The organism is Acidobacteriota bacterium (genome assembly GCA_016715115.1).
Taxonomy (GTDB): Bacteria; Acidobacteriota; Blastocatellia; order Pyrinomonadales; family Pyrinomonadaceae; genus JAFDVJ01.
On record JADKBM010000004.1, the window covers coordinates 758,202 to 770,706 of the forward strand.

General features: G+C 54.8%; 11 protein-coding genes. 2 read left to right on the forward strand and 9 right to left on the reverse strand.

The features are described from left to right. Window positions 1–3: 3 nt before the first annotated feature. Window positions 4–2,367, forward strand: a complete 2,364-nt coding sequence (locus IPN69_05575; GenBank protein ID MBK8810188.1) for a TonB-dependent receptor — start codon at window positions 4–6, stop codon at window positions 2,365–2,367. Between the two features lie 157 nt (window positions 2,368–2,524). Then, window positions 2,525–3,727 carry an aminotransferase class I/II-fold pyridoxal phosphate-dependent enzyme gene (locus tag IPN69_05580; protein ID MBK8810189.1) on the forward strand — a complete coding sequence of 401 codons (1,203 nt, stop codon included), beginning with the start codon at window positions 2,525–2,527 and terminating at the stop codon, window positions 3,725–3,727. Between the two features lie 116 nt (window positions 3,728–3,843). Here IPN69_05580 and IPN69_05585 read toward each other — a convergent pair whose 3' ends face one another. The 9 genes from IPN69_05585 to IPN69_05625 form a co-directional block, all read right to left on the reverse strand. Beyond that, window positions 3,844–4,347: a YkgJ family cysteine cluster protein gene (locus tag IPN69_05585; GenBank protein MBK8810190.1), complete on the reverse strand. Its 504-nt coding sequence runs from the start codon at window positions 4,345–4,347 to the stop codon at window positions 3,844–3,846. 71 nt (window positions 4,348–4,418) lie between these two features. Next, a complete protein-coding gene (locus IPN69_05590) occupies window positions 4,419–5,036 on the reverse strand; it encodes a thymidine kinase (GenBank protein MBK8810191.1) in 618 nt (205 codons plus the stop codon). 109 nt (window positions 5,037–5,145) lie between these two features. After that, window positions 5,146–6,696 carry a 2,3-bisphosphoglycerate-independent phosphoglycerate mutase gene (locus tag IPN69_05595; protein ID MBK8810192.1) on the reverse strand — a complete coding sequence of 517 codons (1,551 nt, stop codon included), beginning with the start codon at window positions 6,694–6,696 and terminating at the stop codon, window positions 5,146–5,148. 37 nt (window positions 6,697–6,733) lie between these two features. Next, window positions 6,734–7,180, reverse strand: a complete 447-nt coding sequence (locus IPN69_05600; GenBank protein ID MBK8810193.1) for a GNAT family N-acetyltransferase — start codon at window positions 7,178–7,180, stop codon at window positions 6,734–6,736. A 20-nt stretch (window positions 7,181–7,200) separates the two neighbouring features. Continuing rightward, window positions 7,201–8,487: a phosphopyruvate hydratase gene (eno, locus tag IPN69_05605; protein ID MBK8810194.1), complete on the reverse strand. Its 1,287-nt coding sequence runs from the start codon at window positions 8,485–8,487 to the stop codon at window positions 7,201–7,203. A 159-nt stretch (window positions 8,488–8,646) separates the two neighbouring features. Then, window positions 8,647–9,189, reverse strand: a complete 543-nt coding sequence (locus tag IPN69_05610; protein ID MBK8810195.1) for a hypothetical protein — start codon at window positions 9,187–9,189, stop codon at window positions 8,647–8,649. A gap of 34 nt (window positions 9,190–9,223) precedes the next feature. Beyond that, window positions 9,224–10,627, reverse strand: coding sequence for an HlyC/CorC family transporter (locus IPN69_05615; GenBank protein MBK8810196.1), 1,404 nt, complete (start codon window positions 10,625–10,627; stop codon window positions 9,224–9,226). Between the two features lie 123 nt (window positions 10,628–10,750). Further along, window positions 10,751–11,314, reverse strand: a complete 564-nt coding sequence (locus IPN69_05620) for an iron-sulfur cluster assembly scaffold protein (GenBank protein ID MBK8810197.1) — start codon at window positions 11,312–11,314, stop codon at window positions 10,751–10,753. A 70-nt stretch (window positions 11,315–11,384) separates the two neighbouring features. Beyond that, window positions 11,385–12,500: a glucose 1-dehydrogenase gene (locus IPN69_05625; GenBank protein MBK8810198.1), complete on the reverse strand. Its 1,116-nt coding sequence runs from the start codon at window positions 12,498–12,500 to the stop codon at window positions 11,385–11,387. Window positions 12,501–12,505 lie beyond the last annotated feature (5 nt).

Sequence of the window (12,505 nt, forward strand, 5' to 3'; positions counted from 1 at the left end):
GTTATGAAGTTTGAAAAGAACCTCCGAACGGTTCTAGTGATCGCTTTCCTGTATGTGTTGTTTGTCGGCGGCGTCGCGGCTCAGCAAGTCAGGACGCTCTCGGGCGCGGTCATCACTCCGCAATTCGAGTTCGTCCCGAACGTTACGGTCAAGGTCGAAACGTCCGACAAGACCCTGACGGTCGTCACCGACGCCGAAGGCAGATTCTCGCTTCAGGTTCCGATGGAATCGATCGCGGTTACGATCTTGGGCAAGAACATCGAACCTCAGACGCGAATGTTTTCCGCGAGCGAATCGCTCGATTCGGTGCAGATCCGCGTTACGTACATCGTGCCGCCGATCAACGAGAGCGTCGTCATCGAAGCCGATGCGCTGACGCCCGAGATCGAGAACCGCAATGACACGATCTACAGGAACAATCTTTTCGGCCGCGACGACCAATTGATCTTTTCGCTAAACGCCGGAATCAATGCCGGCCAACACGAAGGCGGCGGCAAATCGCTCGAGATCCGCCGGTTCGGATTCAATCTCGATCACGGAGGCGTCAACGGCGGCCTCAAGATTCTCGTCGACAACGTTCAGCAGAATCAGGGAACGCAAGGGCACGGTCAGGGATACCTCGGCGCGCTCAAATCGCTCTCGCCTGAATTGGTGCAGGATGTTTCGATCATCAACGGGCCCTTTTCGGCGGCGTACGGCGATTTTTCGGGACTCGGCGTCGTTCAGATACGCCAGCGCGAATCCTTTCCTGATCAATTGACGCTGCGGTTCCAAGGCGGTTCATTCGGGACATTTCGGACTTTCGCGGCTTACAGTCCCAAGATAAAGAAGTTCGATTCGTTTCTAGCCTATGAATTCTCACGCACGAACGGCCCGTTTGAGAATCCGCTCAAGTATCGGCGGGACAATGTCACGGCAAACATCACCCGAAAACTCTCGGAAACGCAGGCAATCGGGTTCAAATTCAATTTCGGACGAAACAACTTCTTTTCTTCGGGCCAGATTCCGCTCGACCTCGTGACGTCGGGACAACTCGACCGATTCGGCGCGATCGATCCGGAGAACGGCGGAAAGGTCCGGCTCGGAACCATCGGCGGCTATTACCGAAAAGAATTCAGGTCGGGCGCGATGTTCAAGGCCGATGCGTTCGTCGGTCGATCTTTGTTCGATCTCTTTTCTAATTTCACTTTCTTTCTTGCCGATCCTGTTTACGGCGACGAGATCCAGCAACACGATTCACGGCTGCAGGAGGGCGCGACCGTTCAGTTTCTTCAGCCTTACCGATTTTCCGGGATTCAATCGCTTCTGACGGTCGGCGCCAATCTACATCTCAACCAGATCAACGTCGGGCTTTATCCGACGGTCGGGCGAAATCCGAACCGCAAATTCTTGCCTGGAAATCCCGGAAATCCAGACGTTCTGCTGACTCAGGCGAACGCGAAAGTCAACAATTACGCGGGTTACGTTCAGAATGGATTCTACTTTTTCAACGGCCACCTGAGGGTTGACACCGGCCTGAGGTTCGATTATTTCGCGTTCGATGTTAAGGGCTACGAGCTGTCGGAATCACGTGAAACGCTGAACGGGAAAGACGGCAGCGGCAAGGTCCAGCCGAAACTCTCGATCGCCTGGTCGCCGCTTGAGACCATCCCCGTGACGCTTTACGCGAACTACGGCCGCGGCATTTCGTCGCAGGACGCGCGCGGCGTCGCGCGGAATCCGAATGGCCCGAAGATCTCAACCACCGACTTTTATCAAACCGGCACAAGCATCAACACGCGACGGCTTTCGGCGGTCTTCAGCGCTTTTCTGATCGATCGTTCGAACGAACAGGTTTACATCCCGGACGACGGATCGATCGAATTCGCCGGCCGCTCGCGCTCCTATGGCATCGAATTCCGAAACTCGATCCGAATCACGAAACAACTTGAGTTCAACGCCGGTCTGACACAGGTGATTCGCGCCATTTATCCGGGCCAATTCGCACCGGATGGCTCACGGGTCGTCATCGACAGCGCGCCGAAAACGGTCGCCAACGCCGGATTCGTATTGTCGGACTTTCGCGGGTTCAATTCGTCTTTAAGCTGGCGGCATATTTCCAGCTATCGTCTTGACGGCGAAGATCGCACGATTCGAGCTGCCGGCAACGACGTCGTCGATTTCTCGGTAACAAAACGGTTGAAAAAATGGGTCGATCTCAATTTCTCGGTCGACAATCTCTTCAACAAGCGATACTACGAAACTCAGAACTATTTTGAGTCCCGAACGTGCCCGACTTGCGCGATCGTACCGCGCATCCACGCGACCCCAGGATATTCGACGACATTTACTTTCGGGGTGACATTTAGATTTTGGAAAAAGGACTGATGGCTGGTAGGCGGGGAGACGGGTCTACTCTCTATCGTCAACCGTAATCCAGCTAGAACTGAGAACTGAGAACTGAGAAGTGTCGACCGTCTACCGTCTCTCCCGTCTACTGTCTACCGTCTCCCCCGAGCTCTGGTGTGATAAGATTTTTGTCAATATGAAAAGCAGACTTTCAACCAAATCTCTTAGTTTGTCCGAATCCGTGATCCGCGAAATGTCGCGTGAGGCAGTCAAGTATGGCGCCGTCAATCTTGGTCAGGGTTTTCCCGATTTCGCCGCTCCGGACGAAATCAAGCGCCGGGCGATCGAGGCCATCGAGGCCGATCACAATCAGTACGCGGTAACCTGGGGCGTGAAGGAATTCCGCGACGCGATCGCCGCCAAAACGAAGCGTTTTCTCGGTCTCGAAGTCGATCCCGAAAGCGAGATCACGGTCACGTGCGGTTCGACCGAAGGAATGATCGCGGCGATGCTGGCGTCCGTCGATTTGGGCGACGAAGTCATCCTGTTCGAACCGTTCTACGAAAACTACGCGCCGGACGCGATTCTTTCGGATGCGACACCGGTTCACGTTCCGCTATACGAAACGGCGAATGGCGACTGGTATTTCGAGCAGGACGAACTGCGCGCGGCGTTCAGCGAACGCACGAAGGCGATCATCATCTGCAATCCGAACAACCCGACCGGAAAGGTTTTCACACGTGAAGAACTCGAGTTCATCGGTGGGCTCTGCCAGGAATTCGACGCGCTCTGCTTCACCGACGAGATCTACGAACACATCATTTACGATTCGGGATCAGGAATTCCAGATTTCGGATTTACGAACAGCCGACATATTTCGATGGCGACGCTTGATGGAATGAAGGATCGGACCGTGGTTGTCAATTCGCTGTCGAAAACCTATTCCGTCACCGGTTGGCGCGTCGGTTATGTCATCGCGCCGGCGGACCTTACGAACGCGGTACGCAAGGTTCACGATTTTCTGACCGTCGGCGCGGCGAACTGTCTTCAGCACGCCGGCGCGTTCGCGATGGAGTTTCCCGAACATTATTACGACGAGCTTCAGGCCGAATATCAGCGAAAGCGGGATTTTATCGTTCCGATACTTAAAAATGCCGGATTCAAATGCGGATTTCCCGAAGGCGCGTATTACGTGATGACCGACATTTCGGATTTCGGTTTCTCAGACGATGTTGAATTCACCCGTCATCTGATCCGCGACATCGGCGTCGCCGCCGTTCCGGGATCGTCGTTCTACAACGATAAAGCAAAGGGTTCACAGCGTCTTCGATTCTGTTTCTGCAAGAAAGACTCAACTCTCGAAGCGGCGGCCGAGCGGCTCGCAAAACTCGGCGGGTGAGGGGAGCGCGGGCATCCCTGCCCGCACGACGCGAACGCGTCGAAAGCCTCGAACGGCAAGGCGTCTTTTGAAGCGCTCAAGCGTGAAGGGATGCCCGCGTTTCATAGTCGAGCGACCTAGCGCCCTTCAGCCGTTTTGAATAGATCTCGAAGCGGCACCCGATTCGTATTTCCACTCGCGATCTGGAGTCGGGCGAGTTCGTCCTCGAATGGGCCGATCGTCCAGCAATCTGCCTCATCCAATTTCTCGATCGGCTCACCGGCTTCATTGAGCGGGCAAATGTCGCGATACTCGAATGCTTCCTCCAGATCGTCCTCGATCCAGCGCAACGGCAAACCCTGCGTGCGGCAGACATATGGCCGATCCGGATAGATCCGGCAGGCGTTTTGGTCGTCCAGGAACGCACACGCGCCACGGGTGTGCGGCATTTCCGACTCGAGCAGTTCCGGGTGTTTCGACCGAATGTTCGCGGCCTCGATCTCAAAAACCGTGATGTCGTCGACGCAACAACTCGCGCAGCCTTGCGCGCATTTCAATCGGTCGGAATGAACCTCAGCCAACCGCGATGCCGCCGCATCGACGCGTGAGTAAAGATCCTCGACCAATGATTTTGTATTCAACCGATCTTCCTTAGATTCTTAATTGAAACTTGAGAATTGATAATTGAAGTGCCGCGACCGCAGTTCCCGGATCACAAATCCGTCGGTTTGTCCGAATGCGGCACGAAGCACTTCCGGCAGCGCGCTTCGTATTTGTCCGCCGCGCCGACCTCGACGCGCTCGGTCGATTCTGAAGTCCGTTGCGAATAGTTTGCCGTGCTCCCGCATTTGACGCAGATGGCGTGCGTTTTGGTGATGAATTCGGCGATCGAAAGCAGTTGCGGCATCGGTTCGAAAGGGCGTCCGGTGTAATCCTGGTCAAGGCCGGCGATGATCACGCGCTTTCCGGCGTTCGCAAGGTCATTGACGGCCGAGATCAGTTCCATATCGAAAAACTGCCCCTCGTCGATACCGACAACCTGCGTATCTTCCTCGATCTGAACCAATAACTCTTTCGCCGTCATCACCGGCTTTGAAATATGCGTCATTCCGGAGTGCGACGCGATCTGTTCGATCGAGTAACGATCGTCGATCTTCGGTTTGAAAACCTGAACTTTCTGCCGCGCGATCTGCGCCCGGCGCAGACGTCTGATCAGTTCTTCGCTCTTGCCCGAGAACATCGAACCGACGATGACCTCAATCCAACCGGCGCCGTTTTGACGCGTTTTTCGACGTTCTTCGGTATTGTCGAAAACAAACTCTTCAACCATAATTTTCGTCCCGCATTTTGAAATCGGAAGAGAAGATTATACGGTTTGGGGGGAGTTTTCGCGAATGAACGAAGTCGGGAAAATCGGCTTCAAGAAGAAACGGACGAGCTTAACCGTCCCTTAGATCACGCCCGGTCATTTCGTCCGGCTTTTCAATTCCCAATAGCCCGAGAACGGTCGGCGCGATATCCTGCAGCGCGCCGTCATATCTGAGCTTGACTCCTTGCGTCGAATCGTCGATGAGGTGAAACGGAACCTGGTTTGACGTATGGGAATTGTTCGGCGAACCGGTGATGACGTCGGCCATTTCTTCGATATTGCCGTGGTCGGCGGTCAAGATCGCGACGCCGTTCTTTTCGCGAATCTTTTCGACGATCCCGCCGAGGCAAGTGTCGACAAACTGCACGGACTCGACCGTCTTCTCGAGGTTTCCGCTATGTGCAACGATATCGGGCGCGGCGATGTTGACGATGTAAACGTCGCTGGCACCTTCGTCGAGCGCGTTGAGAAAACTGTCGGTGACCTTAAAACAACTCATTTCGGGCGACGTTTCAACCGCCGATCTTTTGAGCGACGGCACTATCAGGCGCTGTTCGCCTGTCAAGGCGTTTTCGACGCCGCCGTTAAGGAAATATGTGATGTGCGCGTATTTGTCAGTCTCGCCGATCCGCGCGTTGCTTATGCCGCGCTCGGCGAATACCTCGGCCAGCGTCCTGTCTTCGCGCTCCGGCCGGAAAGCGACCGGAACCCGAAAACTCCGGTCGTATTCGGTCAGACAAACGGCGTCGATCTGCGGTTTCACGAGCGATTGGTTCCCGGTTTCATCAGGGACCGCAAGCGCTCGGACGAGCTGTCGCATACGGTCGCCGCGATGATTGAAAAAGATCACCACATCGCCGTTCTTGATGTTGCCGACCGGTTCCCGCGACTCGTTCTCAAGGACGATCGGTTGAACGAATTCATCGGTGATTCCGCGAAGAAAAGAGCTGCGGATCGCCGACACGGCGTCGGTTGCGCGTTCGCCCTCGCCGTGGACGAGCATCGTGTACACGCGAACGGTCCGGTCCCAATTGGAGTCTCGGTCCATCGCATAGTAGCGGCCGCAGAGCGTCGCAAACCGGCCGACACCGATGTCGGCCATTTTGATCTCAACCGCTTCCGCATAGATGTCGGCCGTGCGCTGCATTACGTCGCGTCCGTCGAGGATCGCGTGAACGAAAACGTTCGTCAGTCCTTCCTTTTTCGCCATTCGAAGCAGCGCGAAAAGCGTTTCCGGCGACGAATGAATGTCCCCGTCGCTCAAAAGACCGATCAGATGAACCGATGAGTTGCGGATTTTTGCCGCCTCGAACGATTTCTTAAGAACTTGATTATTGAGAAAAGCGCCCGATCTGATTGCCTCAGAAATGCGCGAAGTGTCGGTTTTGACGATCCGGCCGGCTCCGATGCTGAGATGCCCGACCTCGGAGCTTCCCGGCGCGTCAGGCGCGAGTCCGACGCGCTTCCCCGAGGCCGCGAGCAGCGTCATCGGATATTTTTCGCAGATCTCGTCGTAGTTCGGGGTATGCGCCAACGCGATCGCGTTGCCGTCCTTGCGCGGCGAATAACCCCAGCCGTCAAGTATCACCAGTGCAAGCGGTCGTTTCGGGTGGTTCGTCATCGTTGAATCCGATCTCAGGTTTGGAAGTCGAAAGTCCTCAATACGCATTCGGTGCGGGTTTTTCCATCCAACGTTCGGGATGGACAAGTTCTTGGAAGCCAAATTTCTCGTAAAGCGTGTGCGCGTCCCGCGTCGCGAGTACCCATCGGCGAAAGCCCTGCAGTTCGGGATGGCCGACGATCGAGTCCATCAGCCATTTGCTCAAACCGCGTCCCCGGAACTCCTCGACAATGAACACGTCGCCGAGATATGCGAAAGTCGCAAAATCCGTTACCACACGCGCAAATCCAATTAGATTCTCGCCTTTGTAGAGTCCAAAAGGCAAGGAATTTTTTATTGCCGTTTCGGTCTCTTGACGCGAGCGATTCTGAGCCCAATACGATTCTTCGGACAAAAAACGGTGAATCTCGTCCAGATCCAACCGCACCGGGTCGGTACTGATCGTGAATTCACCGTTTTGCCACTCGCGAAAGTTATCGTTCATAAGAAACGAACGCCTTCAAACTAACCGATTTGATAGAACGCTTTGCGTCCCGGGAAACGCGCCGCCGAGTCGAGGTCTTCCTCGATACGAAGGAGTTGATTGTACTTTGCGATCCGATCCGAACGCGAAAGACTGCCCGTTTTGATCTGGCCGGCGTTCGTCGCAACGGCGAGATCGGCGATGAACGAGTCCTCGGTTTCGCCCGAACGGTGCGAGATCACGGCCGTCATATTGTGGGTTTTCGCCAGTTCGATCGCGTCGAGCGTTTCCGTCAACGTCCCGATCTGGTTGACCTTGATCAGGATCGAATTCGCGCAGCCGAGATCGATACCTTTCTGCAGGAACTTGGTGTTGGTCACGAAAAGGTCGTCGCCGACTAGCTGAACCTTTTTGCCGATTTGATCCGTGATGTATTTCCAACCGTCCCAATCACTTTCGGCCATACCGTCCTCGATCGAGATGATCGGATATTTATTCGTCCAATCGATCCAGTAATCGGCCATTTCGGTGCTCGTCAGCTCGCGCTTGTCGCTCTTTTTGAAGACGTATTTTCCATTCGAATAAAACTCGCTCGACGCCGGATCTAGTGCGATCATCACATTCTCGCCGGCTTTGTAACCGGCTTTGTCGATCGCTTCAAGGATCGTTTCGATTGCTTCTTCGTTTGATTTCAGATTCGGAGCGAAACCGCCCTCGTCGCCCACGCTCGTCGCGTAACCGCGCGAGCTCAGGACTTTCTTCAAATTATGAAAGATCTCGGCGCCGGCGCGGAGCGCTTCCGAAAACGATTCGGCGCCGACCGGCATAATCATAAATTCCTGAAAATCGACGTTGTTGTCGGCGTGCGCGCCGCCGTTGATGATATTCATCATCGGAACCGGAAGCGTTTTGGCGTTGACGCCGCCGATGTAGCGATACAGCGGCAACTCCTGAAACGCGGCGGCCGCGCGCGCATTCGCCATCGAGACCGCGAGCAAGGCGTTGGCGCCGAGATTAGATTTGTTCTCGGTTCCGTCGAGCGCGAGCAGCGCTTCGTCGACGAGGGTTTGGTCAAGCGCGTCGAGCCCTTCGAGTTCATACGCGATCTTTTCGTTGACGTTTTCGACCGCTTTCATCACGCCTTTGCCGAGATATCGGGACGGATCGCCGTCACGCAATTCAACCGCTTCGTGCTCGCCCGTCGACGCGCCGGACGGCACCGCAGCGCGGCCCGATGTGCCGTCTTCAAGGATAACTTCCGCCTCAACCGTCGGATTTCCGCGCGAATCAAGGATCTCGCGTGCCCAAACTTCTTCGATCAAACTCATTGTGTTAAATAACTCCTGAAAAATTGTTTAAGATTACTTAATCAGTTTAAGGGCAAAAGTGAAAAGTAAAAAGGCGAAACGCAAAAGAATGTCTTTACCGCTCGCGGCAGCAAGCAGCTGGTTTTCTCGAAAGCAGACAACGTTCCTGACCGGCGGCCGTCATTTCGATTGGCGCCGTACGATCTGGAATTCGACCTCATTCGATACTATTGTGCGTGATTGGGGAATCTCCTCGATTCGACCGCCGACACTAACCTTCTTACTTGGCAATGGAATGTATGTTTTTGCATGCAGATATCTCATGTATTCCGGAATCTCTCGAAAGTTCGGACCGGCATCGATAGGGTAAATGCTTGACATATAGGGCCACCAGAACATCTTCACGAGATTCAACGTGAAGCTGAGACTCTTACCCGCAGCTAGACCTTTCTTCTTGAAACTCCCGGTTGCGTGATACCGATCTGTATTCGTATTGTATTGCCCGCCTATCGGATACCGCGAGATGTTGAATGTAAGGTAATTGAGCAGATCAAGTCGTATATCAGCGCCGGACTTGTTGGTGATCGTGACGATCACCGGAACTTTGTTGGCGGTTCGGACGATCCTGTCCGAACCAAGCTTGATGCTGAGTTCAATTTCTTGCGCAAAGCCCGAAGATGAGAGAAAAACCGTGGAAAGAAGTAACCCGATTACAAACCGCATATTTTAGTCTCCGATCAATCGCTTCACTGCTTCGTTATCGCTCCCCCTTCCGGCTCTTCTCCATACGCACTTTCAAGATTCGCCGCTTCTCGACTTTCTCAATCTTGAAGACGTGACCGTTGAACGGAACGATATCGCCTTCCGACAAGATCTCGCCGGATTCGCTCATCAGGAATCCGGCGATCGTCGTATAGCCGTCGGAAACCGGAAGGTTCATTGCGAGTCTCTTGTTGAGATCGCGTACCGCGAGCCCGCCGTCGAGGACGTAAGCGTCGTCGCCGACAGGTTGGATCTGTTCGTTGACCTCCTCGTCGTGCTCGTCAGAGATGTCGCCGACGATCTCTTCAAGCAGGTCTTCCAGGGTGATGATGCCTTCGACGCCACCGTGCTCATCAACGACGAACCCAAAATGGAATTTCTCGCGCTGCATCTGCCGCAGAACGTCTTCGAGGCGCGCGGTATCGACAACATATACCGGCTTTTGCAGCACTTTTTCGAGCTTGAACAACTTCGGACGGAGCAAGAACGGCATTAGATCTTTGCTGTGAATGAAGCCCGCGATGTCGTCGAGCGAGTCGCGAAAAACGGGAAGTCGGGAGTATCCGTGTTGCCGGAACAATCTTGCGATCTGTTCCAACGACGAAGTAAACGGAATCGCGACGATCGCCGTGCGCGGCACCATCGCTTCGCGAACCGTGGTCTCGGAAAACTCGAAAACCTTGTCGATAAGCCGTCGCTCCTCGGCGTTCAGGTGTCCGCTCTCGTGAGAGACGCGCACCAGTTGCCGGATCTCGTCTTCCGTGTAACTTGAACCGTGTTCGTCGGAAACACGAAGTCCGAATAACCTGACCGTCTTGGTGCCGGTCCAGTCGAGCAGCCGAATGAACGGAAAGAAGACCTTATAAAAGATCTGCATCGGAATCGCGATGATTAGCGCGACGCGCTCCGAAAGTTCGAGCGCCATCGTTTTCGGTGCGAGTTCGCCGAAAACGATATGAAGGAACGTGATCAAAGAGAATGCGATCGTGAACGAGATCGTATGCAAGACGGCTCCCGAAGCGAGAAACGTCATACCGGTCGCTTCGCCGGTCCGGATCAGCAGCGGATCGAGCAATGCCGCAATCGCCGGTTCACCGACCCATCCGAGCCCGAGCGAAAACAATGTAATTCCGAGCTGCGTCGCCGAAATGTAGGCGTTCAGGTTGTTTAGCAAACTCAGAAGGCGCTCGGCGGACTTATCTCCTTCGGCGACCAACGCTTCAATGCGTGATTTGCGAACCGCCACGAGCGCGAACTCGCTGGCGACAAAGAACCCATTGCCCAGAACCAAAAGAACCACGGCCAACAGTTTGAGTGCGCTGGACGTAAGCGACGGCATTTCAGCCAAACCCGGTTCGGCGAAGAGAAAGAACGATGACAAACTACTGGCAGGATCCATCTATTTTGGATGTTGGATTTGGGATTTGGATTCAGATTCCCGACTGATAGCAACTCCTCGAATAATTTTCCGCGTCTGGCGCGCGAACGGTTTCAGATTATAGCACAACAACAAGTGCCGTGTTCATAAGTCAGAACCCGCCGATGCGATGATCTCTTCGATCAGCATCCGGCACGAGCCGCAGCCGGTTCCGGCGTTCGTGATTTCACCGGCCTCTTCGACCGAGGTTGCGCCGCAGCTCTCCACGGTTTCTTCAGTGACGCCGAAGCAGGTGCAGACCAGCGCCTTTTCGCCGACGAATCCCTCGAGCTGCCGACGACGAAAGTCTGCAAGCGCATTGCGCAACGAGTTGAGAACCGTGTTGAGGCAATGAACGCGGGTTTCGGGAAATTCCCCGATTGCCGATTCAACCATTTCGCGGGTCGTTTCAGTTCCGTGGAGAGCAAGCAGCGAAGTCCCGCGGATCGTCTCGGCGAGAACGTCAGCGGCTGCGATCATAAATCCACAGCCGTTGGACTGAAACCGAATATCACCGATCTCCTTTGACTCAACGTCGATCTCAAGCGCAAAACGCACGAACGCGCCGCAGACGAAACTCGCATCAGCGCCGTTCGAGTTTGCTGCGTCAAGGCGTCGGGCGTTCCTCGGCGCGAACGCAAGACGTGAGATCTCTTCGGGATAAAGCATTCGATTTTAGATTTTGGATTTTAGATTTTGGATTCGGGCTTGCTTCGATCCGGATCCGCGAAACCAAATGCTAAAAGCTCTTCACTTCGAAAAAAGTCTTGATCGCCTTGTGTTTGGCGCCGTTTTCGAGGATGTCGAAGGCTTCGGCGAAGTTCTCAAGTCCTTCGACCTTGTGCGTCAGCATACGCGCCAGCCAACCGGGATACATTGCTTCGCAAAGCGCGAAGTCTTTGACGCCCATCTCGAAATGCTCGCGGTTCGCATTGACGGTCCCGACCATTGCGCGGTTGCCGAGGACGAATTGTTGATTGATCTTGTCCGACGGTACGCCGTCAGTCTTGCGTCCGCCGCCGGTCACCGACGACAGGATCAGGATCCCGTTTTCATTGAGCGCCTGCATCGCGTCGAAAATGATCGGCGAATAGCCGGTGCATTCGAAAACGAGATCGTACTGCCCGTATTTCGCAATCGAATCGACCACGTTCAACTTCTGCGTCGAATCGTAGGTCGCGCCGATCGCCTCGCACAGTTCGCCGTTGAAATAGCCCTCCGGCAATTCCCAGCCAAAGCCGTGGACTTCGTAACCGCGCATTCGGAGGGCCATCACGGTCAGCAATCCGACGTTGCCGGTGCCGAGGACGGCCGCCGTCTTCGGCTTCCAGATTTTCAGCCGTTCCTGTATGTCGGACGCCTGTTTCAATCCTTTTTCAATGATCGAAACCGGCTCAAGCAAAACCGCGACTTCCGCAAGGCTGGCCGGGATCTTGATCAGATAGTCGGCGCTTTCGGCGTAAAACTCGGCCATAAAGCCGTGAAGACGCGAAATTCCCCGTTCGAAATAACGGTCGTCGGTGGTGAAATCCTGCGTTCCGATCTGGTCGTAGATGCTCTTTCCGGGACGCCGCACGGTCGCGACCACAAAATCGCCGGGCTTGAGTTCCCCGACCTTTTCGCCAACCTCCACGACACGCCCGAAATTCTCGTGACCGAGGACGAGGAAGTCGCTGCCGGGAGGCGCCACGCCGTATTCGGCGTTGTTTATTTCGCGGTCGGTCCCGCACGCGCCGACGCGCAGAACCTCGACGAGGACGCCGCGTCCGCCCTTGACATCCTTGACCGAGGGTTTCTCCATCTCGACGAGATGAACGCTTTTTTCTTTCTTCGGAATGACTGCGACTGCTTTCATAGTTT